Here is a 16,448-nt window from a genome sequence, read left to right as displayed (position 1 = left end):
GGCCCCAAAGGTGAAGAAATCCACTGCGACGAGTACGGCCGCGTCAAGGTCCAGTTCCACTGGGACCGCGAAGGCCAGGCCGACGACAAGACCAGCTGCTGGCTGCGCGTCTCCAGCGCCTGGGCCGGCGCCCAGTACGGCGGCATCGCCATCCCGCGCATCGGCATGGAAGTGCTGGTGACGTTCCTAGAAGGCGACCCAGATCAACCACTGATCAGCGGCTGCCTGTACCACAAGGAAAACACCGTTCCCTACGAACTGCCGGCGAACAAGACGCGCAGCACCTTCAAAACCCTGAGCTCCATGGGCGGCAGCGGCTACAACGAACTGCGCATCGAAGACAAGAAAGGTCAGGAGCAGATCTACCTGCATGCCCAGCGTGATTGGGACGAAAACATCGAGCACGACCAGAAGATTCGGGTCGGCAATGAGCGTCACGACACGGTCGAGAAGAACAGCTACACGGAATTCAAGGCTGAGGAACATCACACGGTTTATGAGGACCGCAAGGTTGAGGCGCAGGCCAATGATCACCTGACGGTTGGGGTGAATCAGCACGTCAAGATTGGGACTGGGCAGTTCATTGATGCGGGGCAGGAAATCCATCTTGATAGCGGCATCAAAGTCGTGCTGGAAGCGGGAGCTGAGCTGACGCTGATCGGAGGGGGCAGCTTTATCAAGATCGACGCCGCTGGCGTTACCATGAGCGGCCCGGTGATCAACATCAACTCCGGCGGCAGCCCCGGAAGCGGTACTGGCGCTGCTGCGGTACTTCCTGTACCGCCCAAGCCGGCCGATACCGCACCGGTCGGGCAAACGCTGGGCAACGCACCGGTCAACACGGCCGCACCTAGAAAAACCAGCGAGAAAGGCAAAGAGGCGCTCATCGTAGACGTGTGGGGAGACCCGGATTTGGGCAGTCAATTGCAATTGTTGGGGCCAGAGGACAAGGCATGAGTGAGTTCAAGGACAAGTCCATTACCGAAGGGACGCGCAAGAAGACCGACTACGATAATGATCAGAAATCACGATTAGCATTAAGTGTTGATCGAATCGATGGCGGCAAGCTGCAGATCCCCATCATGGTGGATGCGAAAACCACCGAAGAGCTGGACAAGTACCAGCAAAACACTTTGCTCGCGATAACCCCTTTGGCCCGCCTGCCGGGCCACGACAAGCTCAATGAGACCCTGCAAGGCGGTGTGCCGCGTGTGGGCCGCGTTTATGTATTCCAGAACAACAAGGTTTGGCGTGAACTCGTTACCGACGGCAAAGGACAACTGTCCGAAGTCGACCTAGTTCACTGGCGGAAAGTCGCGGATAAAAAAGGCAACGCCGATAAACGCGAGCCGGTGGGCGTTAAACAGCAACTGATTCTAGTGCCGATGTTTCTTCAGGGCCGATTTGTGGGTCGACAATTCAGCATGGCCTTTAGCGAAGTTTCCTGGACATGGGAATACATCACTTGGCTGGAAGAAGACCCAAGCCGCATCAAGGCACGCAGCCAAAATATGGCCTCCGCCTGGGCAGCAACAGCGGGTGAAACCACGATCTGGAAGGCCACCTCAATTCATCCCGCGACGCCAATCAAAAAACTGACCAAAGGGCTGCGCTCTCGGGATTTCAGCATTGAAGCTGCGATGGAAGACCCTGCGGAGTTCAATCCGGACTTCGCAGCCTTCAAACCCGATGCGTTAATCCTGAAGCTGCAAAAGCGCAAAGAAGAACTGGCTCAAAAAATCAAACATACGCCACCACCAGCCCTGCCAGCGTTGGAGGCGGGAGAGGATTTGTTGGCTCAAAAGGGGCTGCGTGATTACCCGCATCTGATTGGCATGATTCTCGATGACCCGTTGTTCGCCCTTCGTCATGCGACTTCACAGGTAAAGGAATGCGTCGATTATCTGCAAACCCTTAATGCCTTGGTCCCTCACCAATCCCACGGGCGATATGCACAAGTTTTATACAGCACACTGGCGGGCCCTCTTGCAGATCTAAAAGACAAAGTCGACCTACCCAAATTGCAAGCGGTGGTATTCGAAGAAGAACGTGAAAAGTCCCGTGAGAAGCTGGCAAAAAGACTGTCGATACTTGTCGATGTGTTGGACAGACAACTCCAACCAACACTCCTCGACTGGTGCTATCGGACTGATGAAGGCTTAGTCGAGCCCTATAGCCTACTGACCCTGGCCCTTGACGCTCTAAATCAGGTACCCGAGCGTAGCGATGTCATGTATACCGGCAAAGGTTATACGGAACTGACCGGTTCCATTAATCGACTCGTACAAAACCTGCTGCAAGGACAGCACCCACTGGGTAGTCTGCTGCTAGCAAAAACCGCTGAGCAACTTCCAGAACTTGTCAAACGTCTAAAATCCATGCGCAACAGTGGGAAAGCACCAGTACCGGAAGCCATGGGGTTGAGTACATTGATGCTGACGGCATCGTTAACTGGCGAAATTGACCAACCCAGCGCCGGAAAAGGTTTTGCATATTTCCTCGCAGACTTACTCGATAACTTCGGTGCCAGCGTCGTGGCCCAGATCGGTCGTTTGTCTCAGAATGCGTCTAAGATCCAGCTTGATCGCTTGTTTTCCCCTACATTTGTAACCTTGGCTGCACTTTCGCCAAAAATGACAGAGATCAAGTTGATGCCTTACGGTCAGGCACTGGCTCAAGAGTATGTTGTCATCGGTGTGCAAGGTGCAGGACTGCGTGGCGGACTTACTGATGTCGAACGCCAGGCACTCACTCGCAAAAGTTACCGTTACGCGACGCTTCACGATCAGTCCGGCACAAGTGTGGGAAGTACCAGTCCACGCGGCTCAACAGCAGGTCAGCCTGCATTGCGCAATGTCACGGTCATTGCGGTCCCAAAAGGGAATGCAGACCTGGCCAACTACAGTGCATTCCGAGTTCGTTTTGGCGCTTTGACCCAGACGATGGAAAAGAACAAAGCCGTGCCTACGTTGATGGTGGCGTTCGCTGCTTATAATCTATGGGTCCAAATAAAAGCATATGATGACCTTAATGCAAGCGGTGAATGGGGACGAGGGATCGCCGGGCTTGCAAGTGCTTCGATGGACTTAATTGCGGCCCTCGGAAGTCATAGCAAACTATTGATCGGCCCCGCCTTTGAGCAACAACTGACCAAACCTCGATTTAATGTAGAAAGAATTTCAGCTCGCTGGGCAGAAAATTTAAAACTGCAAACAGGTAGTCCAAAGTTACCGATCCTCCGAGCGGTAGGAGGATCGGCTACGGTTGGTGGTGCATTATTGAGCGGGTGGGATAGCTACCGCGCGCTGGATCAGGGCGATACGAATGCAGCCGCAGCTTATGGTGTAGCCGCAGCAGGAGGTGGTCTATGGGCAGCCTACGGTTTCGGGCTAGTCCTTAATCCTTACGCTCTTGTGATCGGTATGGTTTTATCCATCGGTGGCACTATTGCGGCCAACTTGTTAACGGATAGCGATATCGAAATCGTTGTAAAAAAAGGTCCATTCGGCAATCAGTTTGCCGAAGCAGGAATACTAGACAAAGCCTTAGGCAATGCTCAACGCTTCTCTCACTTGAAAGACCAACAGGTTGCCTTTCAGCAATTGCTCGGAATTATCGGAAAACCACAAATTTTCGTGCATCGATTGAGCGAGTGGCGGAAAAAAGCTCCAGCATCACACCTCAAAATACTACAACAGGCAGATTCTGATCGTGCACCACTTCCAAGCACGGAATTACAATGCGTCGCTCCTGGAAAACAGACATTGGTAGACCAAGACTGGGTCATCGTCCTCAGTTCTCCGCTACTGTCTATGTTCGAAAACAATCAGCAGTTCCAATTAATCGCGCAGGAATTCCAGAGCAGTATGCGTGTTAACGGTGTTTTCGACATCAAGCGTTATCAACGTGTACCTGCTGCGCCCCCTAAGTTCGCTGCACTCTCAATCGACACCACCAGTGTTCTCTATGTACTTCCTGCCAATTTTCCAGTTGTACAACTAAGTCCTTTGGATCGCCACAGTATACGTATCACTCAGGGTCTAAAAGTAAGTGCTCAATTTGAACTTAGTTCCGATCAAGCAGACCAAAGTTTAGTATTACCTCAACCTAGCCCAAAATCTTGGTCGGCCTTCACCGCCGCCAATCGTCGTTTGCCACCGGACGATTTAAAACCGGACGCCGCGCCACCGTATTGGCAGATTGAAACTACTGAGACTTTAGCATGACCATAAGAATGGAAAAACCATACGATATCGGTGCTTATCGCAGCGATAACACTGACCCTCTGCCACCGCCGAAATGGGCAAAAGATGCCAATCGGTCAGGGGGCTTTGATACTCATCTTGCCTTCGGTCATTACGCCAATCTAGACCCTGAGATGGAGATCACGGCTCAACTGGAAAGTAAAAAGCAGATAACAAACCAGAGACTGCAAGACAATACCAAAGAAGAATTATATTGTGGAGCCACTCGATGGCGCTTTCAAAACTCTAGCAAAATCCCACACTTACTATTTGTACTTAAAATCCTGTGCTTCACATTCATATGGACACCATGGACTATATGGATATTCGGATCAATCAAACCGGAGCTCGGCTATGGCCCTCCCGAAGTTGGACTTGGCCTTCTAATCGCACTTTTAGCCGTAACTTTAATGCTCACATCTTTAACTTTATACATGACAGGAAAGAGAACGGTCCACCTCCTGCAAATCTTAGGCCTTATAGTAAACAGCAGTATTGTATATTGGCTAAAAGACTCGATCCTTGGCGACGATAGTATGCAAATCGCTCTATGGGCCGGTGCTTTCTTATATTTCATGGCCACTATAGGTTCAGACTCGCTGATTTGGCTCCACAGTAAAATAAGCACCCACGACGGAAGCGAGTTCAACCGCCTTGACGGTATGCTCCGTTTCAAGCGTCGCTTCCGTCGACTCTTCGTCGCGCCCTTTGAAGAATTCGATCCAGTGCTGCAACTGCTTCCAAGCGGTTATGGCTCCCACGACTACGCGCTGTGGCTGCATCATCGCTATACCGACAACAAAATTTGCCTGGCGACCAAGGTTCACTCGCTGGGGTTGGATCAGGCCAACACACTCGCATTTTGGGATTGTCTACAGCGTTACATGGATATAACGCAGCCGCTGCCTGACTTGCCTGTGCTTGAGCAAAGTCGCCATCTTGATCCCGTGACAGTGGCCCACGACGCAAAAGCTGGCCGCAACCCACGACGATGGAGGGATCAGTCGGAGGAAGGATGGATCACAGGCGGCCGGAAGTCTCTGGCGAAGCAGTTGCAGGAGTATCCATGGCAAAAAGAACCCTGCATCGTGAAAGCGCGTATCGATCCGTCGTTGACGATTGAGGCGTACTACCGCGCTCAAGAAGCGAAGGGCATAGTTTCTACTCCGAAGGCCGATGACTTTGATGATGTTCATCGGCCTTGATGAGCTAGCTCTTCAGTTCAACTGGCGCACCTGCTTCTCCAACTCCACCTTCAACCCCGGCTCCAGTTTCAACTGTTTCGCCAGCTCATCCAGGTAGCTCTTCTCCATGAAGTTCTCCTCATCGACGAGCATCACGCTGGCGATGTACATCTCCGCAGCCATCTCCGGCGTACTCGCGGCGCGGGCGACGTCGGTCGGGTCGAGAGGTTTGTTGAGTTCGGCGTGGAGCCAGTGTTGTAGCTCCTGGTCGTTGTCGAGTTTGCTGAACTCGCCTTCGATCAGTTGGCGCTCGCGGTCGTCGATGTGGCCGTCGGCTTTGGCGGCAGCGACCAGGGCTTTGAGGATTGCCTGGCTGTGTTGTTCGGCTTGCGCGGGTGGCAAGCGGTCGAGGGTTTGCGGTTCGGTTTGCGGGGCGGTGCCTTTTTGGGCGTTGTAGTTGCCGTAGGCTTTGTAGGCCAGCACACCCAGGGCGGCGAGGCCGCCGTAGATTGCGACTTTACCGCCGACCTTGCGCACTTTCTTGTTGCCGAGCAGCAGGCCCATTGCGCCGGCCGCCAATGCGCCGCCACCCGCGCCTGAGAGCAGACCGCCGAGGGCGCCCTTGCTGGATGATCCGCCAAGCAGGCTGCCCAGGCCGCCGGACGATTTGTTCTGTGATCCGCCGGCCTTGTTTTGCAACAGATCCTGGCCGGATTTGAGTAGTTGATCGAGCAATCCACGGGTGTTCATGTTCCGCCTCCAAAACAGGGGTTATCCGGATCTATAAGGCCCTCAGCCTAGTTCGAAAGTGCCCCTGCCCTGTTTGCGAGTGTGCTTCCAGATGTTGCTCAGTAGGCGCAAGGCGTTCGCGAAAATAGATATACACTCAGGCCAATCTATAAAAACCGCCCACTGGGTACCCCTTCTCATGATGACCTTGCGTCAGATTCGTCACTTCATCGCCGTGGCCGAAACCGGCTCGATCTCCGCCGCCGCGCAAACCGCGTTTATCTCCCAATCGACTCTGACCCTAGCGATCCAGCAACTGGAGGAAGAAATAGGTGTCAGCCTGTTCAGCCGTCACGCTAAAGGCATGACGCTGACACACCAAGGTCATCAATTCCTACGCCAGGCGCACCTGATTCTGGCGACCGTGGACAACGCCAAGCGCAGCCTGCAACAGAGCACTGATCAGGTTGCCGGGCAGTTGATCGTCGGGGTGACCAGTCTGGTCGCCGGTTATTACCTCGCGGATCTATTGACTCGATTTCAACGGGCCTATCCCAACGTTGAAATAAGGGTGATGGAGGATGAACGGCCCTACATCGAGCATTTGCTGGTCAGCGGCGAGATCGATGTCGGCGTGCTGATCCTCTCCAATCTCGAAGATCGCCACGCCTTGCAAACCGAGGTGCTGACTCACTCCCCACACCGTTTATGGCTGCCGGCGCAGCATCCGTTGCTGGAACACGACAGCATCAACCTCGCCGACGTTGCCCACGAACCGTTGATTCAACTTAACGTCGATGAGATGGATCGCAACGCTCAGCGACTTTGGCGCGGCGCCGGGCTGCAACCAAAAATCACCCTGAGAACCGCCTCCACCGAAGCCGTGCGAAGCCTTGTTGCGGCGGGCTTGGGCGTTTCGATTCAGCCGGACATGACCTATCGCCCATGGTCACTGGAGGGCGACATCATCGAGGCGCGACCCATTGCCGACCTCAATCAGACACTCGATGTCGGTCTGGCCTGGCGCCGTGGCACCGCGCGCCCGGCTCTGGTCGATCCCTTCCTGACCGTCGCCCGTGAACAACCCCACGGCGGCCGCAAGCCATCTATTTAATCGAATGCCACCTTCAGTATTTAGAATTTGTCGACCTCGGAGCCGCGCACTAGTCTTGCTGCATCTATAAGACGTTCGGCTCCCGGTCACAGGGAGCGTCATGAACACACAAGAAAAGAGATCGCGGAAAATGGCTGGCGTGCAAACCCCGATGTGTACCGCGTTGTTGATCGACGGCGAACTGGTCGCCGGGGAAGGTTTCGTCGAGCCGATCCTCAACCCGGCAACCGGGGAAATCCTCACGCACATCGCCGAGGCCAGCACCGAGCAGGTCGAAGCCGCGATCCTTGCCGCCCACCGCGCCTTTGACGGCTGGTCGCGCACCACGCCGCAGCAACGCTCCAACCTGTTGCTGGACATCGCCAATGCCGTCGAAAAACACGCCGATCACCTCGCCCGCCTCGAATCGCTGAACTGCGGCAAGCCACTGCACTTGGCCCGCCAGGACGATCTGACCGCCACCGTCGATGTGTTCCGTTTCTTCGCTGGCGCCGTGCGTTGCCAGACCGGCCAGCTCAGCGGCGAATACCTGCCCGGCTACACCAGCATGGTCCGTCGCGATCCGATTGGCGTGGTCGCCTCGATTGCGCCGTGGAATTACCCGATCATGATGGCCGCGTGGAAAATCGCTCCGGCCCTCGCCGCCGGCAACACGCTGGTGTTCAAACCGTCCGAACACACGCCGTTGTCGATTCTGGCGTTGGCGCCTGCGTTGGCCGAAATCCTCCCGCGTGGGGTGATCAACATCATCTGCGGTGGCGGCGAAGGCGTCGGCAGCCATCTGGTCGGCCACGCTAAAGTGCGCATGGTCTCGCTGACCGGCGATATCGTCACCGGCCAGAAAATCCTCCAGGCCGCCGCGAAAACCCTGAAACGCACACACCTCGAACTCGGCGGCAAAGCCCCGGTGATCGTCTGCAACGACGCTGATCTGAAAGCCGTGGTCGAAGGCGTGCGCACCTACGGTTATTACAACGCCGGACAAGACTGCACCGCCGCTTGCCGGATCTACGCGCAGGCCGGGATTCACGACAAACTGGTCGCCGAACTCGGCGCCGCCGTCAGCAGCCTGCGCTTCGCCGGCAAGCGTGACGCCGACAACGAGATCGGCCCGCTGATCAGTACTCGCCAACGCGACCGCGTCGCCAGTTTCGTCGAACGCGCCCTCGGCCAGCCGCACATCGAACGCGTGACCGGTGCGGCGGTGCATTCCGGTGCCGGTTTCTACTATCAACCGACCCTGCTGGCCGGTTGCAAACAGAGCGATGAAATCGTCCAGCGCGAGGTGTTCGGCCCGGTGGTCACCGTGACCCGCTTCGACGAACTCGCGCAAGCCGTCGACTGGGCCAACGATTCGGAATACGGCCTCGCCTCGTCGGTGTGGACACAGAATCTGGACAAGGCGATGCAGGTTGCCGCGCGCCTGCAATACGGCTGCACATGGATCAACAGCCATTTCATGCTGGTCAGCGAAATGCCCCACGGCGGCCTGAAACGCTCCGGTTACGGCAAAGACTTATCCAGCGATTCGCTTCAGGACTACAGCGTGGTGCGGCACATCATGGCCCGCCACGGTCAGCATCTCTGACTACGCTAATAACAAGCCGAAAACGGCATGCTTCACCGCGTTCAAAACTGCCCCGACCATAATTTAAAGAAGAGGGTTCAACCATGTTCGTGCACAAGACCGCACTGCTCAGTGCAATCACCACGGCCTTGCTGGCCAGCGCCAGCCTGCAAGCGGCAGAACCGTTGAAGGCTGTCGGCGCTGGCGAAGGTCAGCTGGATATCGTTGCGTGGCCGGGTTACATCGAACGTGGCGAGAGCGACAAGGCCTACGACTGGGTGACCGGTTTCGAGCAGGAAACCGGCTGCAAGGTCAATGTGAAGACGGCTGCGACCTCCGACGAAATGGTCAGCCTGATGGCCAAGGGCGGTTACGACTTGGTCACAGCATCGGGCGATGCGTCGCTGCGGTTGATCGTCGGCAAGCGCGTGCAACCGATCAACACCGCGTTGATCCCGAACTGGAAGACTCTCGACCCGCGCCTGAAAGATGCGCCGTGGTACGTGGTTAACAACCAGACCTACGGCACCCCGTACCAGTGGGGCCCGAACGTGTTGATGTACAACACCAATGTGTTCAAGACGCCACCAACCAGTTGGAATGTGTTGTTCGACGCGCAGAATTTCCCCGACGGCAAACCGAACAAGGGTCGTGTGCAGGCGTATGACGGTCCGATCTACATTGCCGATGCGGCGCTTTATCTGAAAACCGCCAAGCCTGAGTTGGGGATCAAGGATCCGTATCAACTGACCGAAGCGCAGTACAAGGCTGTGCTCGATCTGTTGCGCGCGCAGCAGCCGCTGATCCACCGCTACTGGCATGACACCACGGTGCAGATGAGCGACTTCAAGAACGAAGGTGTTGTCGCTTCCAGCGCATGGCCGTATCAGGTCAACGGCCTGATGAACGAGAAGCAGCCGATTGCTTCGACCATTCCGAAAGAAGGCGCTACTGGCTGGGCCGACACCACCATGCTGCACGCCGAGGCCAAGCACCCGAACTGCGCGTACAAGTGGATGGATTGGTCGCTGAAACCGAAAGTCCAGGGTGATGTAGCGGCGTGGTTTGGTTCGTTGCCGGCGGTGCCGGCAGCGTGCAAGGAGAGCGAACTGCTCGGCGCCGAGGGCTGCAAGACCAACGGGTTTGATCAGTTCGACAAGATCGCCTTCTGGAAAACCCCGCAGGCTGAAGGTGGCAAGTTTGTGCCGTATAGCCGCTGGACCCAGGATTACATCGCGATCATGGGTGGCCGTTAAGCCCGGGAACAACTCGGTCGAACTCCCTTTCCCCCTCGCCCCCTGGAGGAGAGGGAGCTAAAAGCGGATCGCATTCACCGTTAGATGCCGATCGTTCCCACGCTCTGCGTGGGAATGCATCACCGGACGCTCCGCGTCCATTTGCACGAGGTGACGCAGAGCGTCACAGGCTGCATTCCCACGCAGAGCGTGGGAACGATCACTCGAAAAAGTCCAGGCAGGGCCGCTGCGACGGCCTTCGCCTTTTTGGAGCACCGCACCATGACGCTTGCAGTCCAGTTCACCAACGTTTCCCGGCAGTTTGGCGAAGTGAAGGCCGTTGACCGGGTTTCCATCGATATCGAGGACGGCGAGTTCTTTTCCATGCTCGGCCCTTCCGGCTCGGGCAAGACCACCTGCCTGCGCCTGATCGCCGGGTTCGAACAACCGAGCGCCGGCTCGATCCGCATTCACGGCGCCGAAGCGGCCGGTCTGCCGCCGTATCAACGTGATGTAAACACGGTGTTTCAGGATTACGCGCTGTTCCCGCACATGAACGTCCTCGACAACGTCGCCTATGGATTGAAGGTCAAAGGCGTCGGCAAAAGCGAACGGCACAAACGCGCAGAAGAAGCCTTGGACATGGTCGCCCTCGGCGGTTACGGCGCACGCAAACCGGTGCAGTTGTCCGGTGGTCAGCGCCAGCGTGTCGCCCTCGCCCGCGCGCTGGTCAATCGTCCGCGCGTGCTGTTGCTAGACGAGCCGCTCGGCGCCCTCGACCTGAAACTGCGCGAGCAAATGCAGAGCGAATTGAAGAAGCTGCAACGCCAGCTCGGCATTACTTTTATCTTCGTCACCCACGATCAAACCGAAGCGCTGTCGATGTCGGATCGCGTCGCCGTGTTCAACAAGGGTCGCATCGAACAGGTCGACACGCCGCGCAATCTGTACATGAAACCGACCACCACTTTCGTGGCTGAATTTGTCGGCACTTCAAACGTCATTCGTGGTGATCTGGCTCGCCAAATCAGCGGTCATCCGCAGCCGTTTTCGATTCGTCCGGAACACGTGCGTTTCGCCGAGGGCCCACTCGCCAGCCACGAAATCGAGGTCAGCGGATTGCTCCACGACATCCAATATCAGGGCAGCGCCACGCGCTATGAATTGACGCTGGAAAACGGCCAGACCTTGAGCATCAGCCACGCCAATAACCAGTGGATCGACAGCAGCGCGCAGCACCAGACCGGCCAGCGCCTGAGCGCGCGTTGGGCGCGGGAAGCGATGATCCCGCTGCACGACACCGTAACAAGCGGGGTGTGAAATGAGCACGCTCGCGATGACTCAATCGCCGCCCTTGCGCAGGTTTTCCAACCTGCTCTATCGCAAGCCGAACCTTTACTTATCGATGCTGCTGGTGCCGCCATTGCTGTGGTTCGGCGCGATCTATCTGGGCTCGTTGCTGGTGCTGTTGTGGCAGGGGTTCTACACCTTCGACGACTTCACCATGGCGGTCACCCCTGACCTGACCGTGGCGAATTTTGCCGCGCTGTTTCAGCCTTCGAATTTCGACATCATCCTGCGCACGCTGAGCATGGCCATCGTCGTGTCGATTGCCAGCGCCATCGTCGCGTTTCCGATCGCCTATTACATGGCGCGCTACACCACCGGCAAGACGAAAGCGTTTTTCTACATCGCGGTGATGATGCCGATGTGGGCCAGTTACATCGTCAAGGCCTACGCGTGGACATTGCTGTTGGCCAAGGGCGGTGTGGCGCAGTGGTTTGTGCAGCACCTGGGACTTGAGCCGGTATTGCAGTTCATCTTGGGGATTCCCGGCGTGGGCGGCAGCACCTTGTCGACCTCGCATCTGGGGCGGTTCATGGTGTTCGTCTACATCTGGCTGCCGTTCATGATCCTGCCGATTCAGGCTTCGCTTGAGCGCTTGCCGCCGTCGCTGTTGCAGGCTTCCGCCGACCTTGGCGCAAAGCCGCGCCAGACGTTTATGCAGGTGATTCTGCCGCTGTCGATTCCCGGAATTGCGGCCGGTTCGATCTTTACTTTTTCGCTGACATTGGGCGACTTCATCGTGCCGCAACTGGTCGGCCCGCCGGGTTACTTCGTCGGCAGCATGGTGTACGCGCAGCAAGGTGCGATCGGCAACATGCCAATGGCCGCCGCGTTTACGTTGGTGCCGATTGTGTTGATCGCCATCTACCTGTCCATCGTTAAACGACTGGGGGCCTTCGATGCACTCTGAAAAGGCTTCATTAGGTTTACGCATCGCAGCCTGGGGCGGGTTGGTGTTTCTGCACTTCCCGATCCTGATCATCTTTCTTTACGCCTTCAACACCGAAGAAGCGGCGTTCAGCTTTCCGCCGAAGGGCTTCACGTTGCACTGGTTCAGTGTGGCGTTTTCGCGGCCTGACGTTCTGGAATCGATCAAGTTGTCGCTGCAAATTGCGGCCATCGCCACGTTGATCGCGATGGTGCTCGGCACCTTGGCTTCGGCGGCGCTGTACCGGCGGGACTTCTTCGGCAAGCAGGGCATTTCGCTGATGCTGATCTTGCCGATTGCGTTGCCGGGGATCATCACCGGGATCGCGCTGCTGGCGACGTTCAAGACGCTGGGGATCGAGCCGGGGATGTTCACCATCATCGTTGGCCACGCGACCTTCTGTGTGGTGATCGTCTACAACAACGTCATCGCCCGCCTGCGCCGTACTTCGCACAGCTTGATAGAGGCTTCGATGGATCTCGGCGCCGATGGCTGGCAGACCTTTCGCTACATCATCCTGCCGAACCTCGGCTCGGCGTTGCTGGCCGGCGGCATGTTGGCGTTTGCGCTGTCGTTCGACGAAATCATCGTCACCACGTTTACCGCCGGGCATGAACGCACCTTGCCATTGTGGCTGCTCAACCAGCTGAGCCGGCCACGGGATGTGCCGGTGACCAACGTCGTCGCGATGCTGGTGATGATGGTGACCATGCTGCCGATTCTGGGCGCTTATTACCTGACTCGGGGTGGTGAGAGTGTCGCGGGCAGTGGCGGCAAATGAATTCATAACCGACACCACAATCCCCTGTGGGAGCGGGCTTGCCCGCGATGGCGGTGCGTCAGCCACCATCAATTTTGAATGGGAATGCCTCATCGCGGGCAAGCCCGCTCCCACAGGGTTCTCGATTCGGCCAGAACAACAAAAGTGTTAGTGAGGACAAACCCATGCAAACCAAACTCTTGATCAACGGCCACCTGGTCAACGGCGAAGGCCCCGCCCAACCGGTGCTCAACCCGGCACTCGGCGAAGTGCTAGTGGAAATCAACGAAGCCACCGAAGCCCAGGTCGATGCCGCCGTACGCGCCGCCGACAACGCCTTCGCCGACTGGTCGCAAACAGCGCCGAAAGACCGCTCCCTGCTACTGCTCAAACTCGCCGACGCCATCGAAGCCCACGGCGAAGAACTGGCCAAACTCGAATCCGACAACTGCGGCAAACCCTACAGCGCGGCGCTCAACGACGAGATCCCGGCGATTGCCGACGTGTTCCGCTTCTTCGCCGGCGCCAGCCGTTGCATGAGCGGTTCGGCCGGCGGTGAATACCTGCCCGGCCACACGTCGATGATTCGCCGCGACCCGGTTGGCGTGATCGCCTCCATCGCGCCGTGGAACTACCCGCTGATGATGGTCGCCTGGAAAATCGCTCCAGCATTGGCCGCCGGTAATACCGTGGTGCTCAAGCCGTCAGAACAAACCCCGCTGACCGCGTTACGTCTGGCCGAACTGGCGTCGGAAATATTCCCGGCCGGTGTGCTCAATCTGGTATTCGGCCGTGGTCCTACCGTCGGCAGTCCGTTGGTTACCCATCCGAAAGTGCGCATGGTTTCGCTGACCGGTTCCATCGCCACGGGCGCCAACATCATTTCCAGCACCGCTGACAGCGTTAAACGCATGCACATGGAACTGGGCGGCAAGGCGCCGGTGATCATCTTCGACGACGCCGATATCGATGCGGCAGTTGAAGGCATTCGTACCTTCGGCTTCTACAACGCCGGGCAGGATTGCACCGCTGCGTGCCGGATCTATGCGCAACAAGGCATCTACGACAAGTTTGTCGAGAAGCTTGGCGCGGCGGTGAGCACAATCAAGTACGGCTTGCAGGATGATCCGTCGACCGAGTTGGGGCCGTTGATCACCGCGCAACATCGCGACCGCGTTGCCGGGTTTGTCGAGCGAGCGGTGGCACAGCCACACATTCGTTTGATCACGGGCGGCAAGGCTGGCGAAGGTAATGGTTTCTTCTTTGAACCGACCGTACTGGCCGATGCGCAGCAGGACGACGAAATCGTCCGCCGCGAAGTGTTTGGCCCGGTGGTTTCGGTGACCAAGTTCACCGATGAAGCACAGGCGCTGGAGTGGGCCAACGATTCGGACTACGGCCTCGCTTCCTCCGTATGGACGGCGGATGTAGGACGCGCACATCGCATGTCGGCGCGTTTGCAGTACGGCTGCACGTGGGTGAACACGCACTTCATGCTCGTCAGCGAAATGCCCCATGGCGGTCAGAAGTTGTCCGGTTACGGGAAAGACATGTCCATGTATGGGCTGGAGGACTACACCACGGTTCGGCATGTGATGTTTAAGCACTAAAAGCATCGCTGGCAAGCCAGCTCCCACAAGGTTCAGTGCAGCCCTTGTGGGAGCTGGCTTGCCAGCGATGGCGTCACCTCGGTTTCAGGAAGGAAACCGGCATTACGCGCCACCAGGATCCCAAAACAATAACTACCGAACCGGGCGGCGCCCGCAAAGCCCCGCCACGGCCTCGGCCATCCGAAATCTGCCGATTTCACGGAGCAAACACATATGAGTGCCTCACCCGATCTCGCCGCAGCCGTTGCCGACAGCGATGCCGAACAACTGCGCAAACTGGGCTACACCTCGAACTTCAACCGCAGCATGAGCCTGTGGGAAAACTTCGCTTTAGGCTTCACGTATCTGTCACCGGTCGTAGGGGTTTATACCCTCTTCGGCCTGTGCCTCGCCGCTGGCGGGCCACCGATGTTCTGGGCCTACTTGTTGGTCGGTTGCGGCCAATTGCTGGTGTGCCTGATCTTCGGCGAAGTGGTTTCGCAGTTCCCGATTTCCGGCGGCGTGTACCCTTGGGCGCGCCGTTTGGTGGGCAAGAAATGGGCGTGGATGGTCGGCTGGATCTACTCCATCGCCCTCTGCGTGACCATCGCTGCAGTCGCCGTCGGTGCTGGACCGTACCTGGCCGCCATGCTCGGTTTTGAGCCGAGCAACAACACCAACATTGTCATTGCTTTGGTGCTGACCCTGTTCGCCACGCTGGTCAACCTCAGCGGCACCAAAGTGTTGGCACGGATCGCCATGTTCGGCTTTCTCTGCGAACTGGTCGGCGCGGTGATCGTCGGCGTTTACCTGCTGATCTTCGAACGCCACCAGCCGCTCAGTGTGCTGTTCAACACCTTCGACATCAGCGTCGACGGCTCGTACCTGCCGGCGTTCCTCACGGCTTCATTGGCGGGAATGTTCCTCTACTACGGCTTCGAGGCTTGCGGTGATGTCGCCGAAGAAACCCCGAACCCAAGCGCAAAAATCCCGGTGGCCATGCGCATGACCATCTACATTGGCGGCATCGCCGCGATGTTCGCTTGCCTGGCGCTGATCCTCGCCGTGCCGGATATGCAAGCGGTGATCAACGGCACCGACAAAGACCCGGTCACCACCATCCTCAACAATGCGTTCGGCCCGATCGGCTCTAAAGTGGTGATGGGCGTGGTGATGATTTCCTTCATCTCCTGCGTCATCAGCCTACAAGCAGCGGCGAGCCGCCTGCTGTACTCCTACGCTCGCGACGAAATGGTCATCGGCAGCGGACTGCTGAAGAAGATTTCTCCTACCACACAAGTGCCGGTTGCCGCTCTGTTCGTGTCCGGCGTCCTGCCGGCCCTGATCATCGCCCTCGGCTTCTTCCTGCAAGACGCCGTCGCCACCATCGTCAGCTTCGCAGCGATCGGCATCTACCTCGCGTTCCAGATGATCGTCCTGGCCGCGCTGTACGCCCGCAGTAAAGGCTGGAAACCGAGCGGCAAATTCACCCTTGGTGCTTGGGGCTGGCCAGTGAATATCGGCGCGCTGGTGTATGGCGTTGGCGCAATCATCAACATGGCCTGGCCACGTACACCGGATGCGGCTTGGTATGTGAACTATGCGATGGTGTTGAGCACTGCGATCGTGATTGGCTTGGGCCTGGTTTATATGTGGATTGGCAAGCCGTATGACCATGGCAAGGCGCCGGCTGGGGATGCGTGGAAGGTGAGTCGATAAAGCAGAATCGCCCCGGTAGATTCATTGTTACC

12 protein-coding genes are annotated in these 16,448 nt (G+C 57.4%); 11 read left to right on the top strand and 1 reads right to left on the bottom strand.

Translation table 11 applies throughout. The annotated features are described in order from the left end of the window. From ACVVH8_RS05610 to ACVVH8_RS05600, 3 genes are all read left to right on the top strand, one after another. A partial coding sequence (locus ACVVH8_RS05610) for a type VI secretion system Vgr family protein (protein WP_475228935.1) occupies positions 1-957 on the top strand: 957 nt, incomplete at its 5' end. Then, on the top strand, positions 954-4,226 hold the full coding sequence (locus ACVVH8_RS05605; protein ID WP_475228932.1) for a hypothetical protein: 3,273 nt from the start codon (positions 954-956) through the stop codon (positions 4,224-4,226). The genes ACVVH8_RS05610 and ACVVH8_RS05605, both read left to right, overlap by 4 nt. 593 nt (positions 4,227-4,819) lie before the next feature. Then, the gene (locus ACVVH8_RS05600; protein WP_475231132.1) at positions 4,820-5,449 is read left to right on the top strand and encodes a hypothetical protein; all 630 of its coding nucleotides are present in this window, start codon (positions 4,820-4,822) and stop codon (positions 5,447-5,449) included. 12 nt (positions 5,450-5,461) lie between these two features. Here ACVVH8_RS05600 and ACVVH8_RS05595 read toward each other — a convergent pair whose 3' ends face one another. After that, complete coding sequence (locus tag ACVVH8_RS05595) at positions 5,462-6,178, bottom strand: tellurite resistance TerB family protein (RefSeq protein ID WP_401303243.1); 717 nt, start codon at positions 6,176-6,178, stop codon at positions 5,462-5,464. Between the two features lie 178 nt (positions 6,179-6,356). Here ACVVH8_RS05595 and ACVVH8_RS05590 point away from each other — a divergent pair, with 178 nt between their 5' ends. The 8 genes from ACVVH8_RS05590 to ACVVH8_RS05555 all read left to right on the top strand — a co-directional run bounded on the left by ACVVH8_RS05590 (position 6,357) and on the right by ACVVH8_RS05555 (position 16,416). After that, positions 6,357-7,271, top strand: coding sequence for a LysR family transcriptional regulator (locus ACVVH8_RS05590; protein WP_475228930.1), 915 nt, complete (start codon positions 6,357-6,359; stop codon positions 7,269-7,271). A 130-nt stretch (positions 7,272-7,401) separates the two neighbouring features. Beyond that, positions 7,402-8,859 carry a gamma-aminobutyraldehyde dehydrogenase gene (locus ACVVH8_RS05585; RefSeq protein ID WP_475228928.1) on the top strand — a complete coding sequence of 486 codons (1,458 nt, stop codon included), beginning with the start codon at positions 7,402-7,404 and terminating at the stop codon, positions 8,857-8,859. A gap of 83 nt (positions 8,860-8,942) precedes the next feature. Further along, complete coding sequence (gene ydcS / locus ACVVH8_RS05580) at positions 8,943-10,094, top strand: putative ABC transporter substrate-binding protein YdcS (RefSeq protein ID WP_475228925.1); 1,152 nt, start codon at positions 8,943-8,945, stop codon at positions 10,092-10,094. 261 nt (positions 10,095-10,355) lie between these two features. Continuing rightward, entirely contained in the window at positions 10,356-11,393 is a 1,038-nt protein-coding gene (locus ACVVH8_RS05575) for an ABC transporter ATP-binding protein (RefSeq protein WP_475228923.1), read from the top strand. 1 nt (position 11,394) lies between these two features. After that, positions 11,395-12,330: an ABC transporter permease gene (locus ACVVH8_RS05570; protein ID WP_213027660.1), complete on the top strand. Its 936-nt coding sequence runs from the start codon at positions 11,395-11,397 to the stop codon at positions 12,328-12,330. Next, positions 12,320-13,129 carry an ABC transporter permease gene (locus ACVVH8_RS05565; RefSeq protein WP_475228921.1) on the top strand — a complete coding sequence of 270 codons (810 nt, stop codon included), beginning with the start codon at positions 12,320-12,322 and terminating at the stop codon, positions 13,127-13,129. Before ACVVH8_RS05570 ends, ACVVH8_RS05565 begins: the two co-directional genes overlap by 11 nt. Positions 13,130-13,293: 164 nt before the next feature. Beyond that, complete coding sequence (locus ACVVH8_RS05560) at positions 13,294-14,718, top strand: gamma-aminobutyraldehyde dehydrogenase (protein WP_475228918.1); 1,425 nt, start codon at positions 13,294-13,296, stop codon at positions 14,716-14,718. A 213-nt stretch (positions 14,719-14,931) separates the two neighbouring features. Then, positions 14,932-16,416: an APC family permease gene (locus ACVVH8_RS05555; RefSeq protein ID WP_475228916.1), complete on the top strand. Its 1,485-nt coding sequence runs from the start codon at positions 14,932-14,934 to the stop codon at positions 16,414-16,416. The last annotated feature ends 32 nt before the right edge of the window (positions 16,417-16,448 follow it).

It is taken from the genome of Pseudomonas trutticola BRTCR10, from assembly GCF_056155105.1.
Note: the sequence above shows the minus strand (reverse complement) of the source record. Positions and strands in the feature narration are given on the sequence as shown.

What these genes read in the sequence shown, in the direction of transcription:
- ACVVH8_RS05605 (WP_475228932.1), top strand. Translation starts at nt 954, where the DNA reads ATGAGTGAGTTCAAGGACAAGTCCATTACCGAAGGGACGCGCAAGAAG.
- ACVVH8_RS05600 (WP_475231132.1), top strand. Translation starts at nt 4,820, where the DNA reads ATGGCCACTATAGGTTCAGACTCGCTGATTTGGCTCCACAGTAAAATA.
- ACVVH8_RS05595 (WP_401303243.1), bottom strand. Translation starts at nt 6,178, where the DNA reads ATGAACACCCGTGGATTGCTCGATCAACTACTCAAATCCGGCCAGGAT.
- ACVVH8_RS05590 (WP_475228930.1), top strand. Translation starts at nt 6,357, where the DNA reads ATGATGACCTTGCGTCAGATTCGTCACTTCATCGCCGTGGCCGAAACC.
- ACVVH8_RS05585 (WP_475228928.1), top strand. Translation starts at nt 7,402, where the DNA reads ATGGCTGGCGTGCAAACCCCGATGTGTACCGCGTTGTTGATCGACGGC.
- ydcS (WP_475228925.1), top strand. Translation starts at nt 8,943, where the DNA reads ATGTTCGTGCACAAGACCGCACTGCTCAGTGCAATCACCACGGCCTTG.
- ACVVH8_RS05575 (WP_475228923.1), top strand. Translation starts at nt 10,356, where the DNA reads ATGACGCTTGCAGTCCAGTTCACCAACGTTTCCCGGCAGTTTGGCGAA.
- ACVVH8_RS05570 (WP_213027660.1), top strand. Translation starts at nt 11,395, where the DNA reads ATGAGCACGCTCGCGATGACTCAATCGCCGCCCTTGCGCAGGTTTTCC.
- ACVVH8_RS05565 (WP_475228921.1), top strand. Translation starts at nt 12,320, where the DNA reads ATGCACTCTGAAAAGGCTTCATTAGGTTTACGCATCGCAGCCTGGGGC.
- ACVVH8_RS05560 (WP_475228918.1), top strand. Translation starts at nt 13,294, where the DNA reads ATGCAAACCAAACTCTTGATCAACGGCCACCTGGTCAACGGCGAAGGC.
- ACVVH8_RS05555 (WP_475228916.1), top strand. Translation starts at nt 14,932, where the DNA reads ATGAGTGCCTCACCCGATCTCGCCGCAGCCGTTGCCGACAGCGATGCC.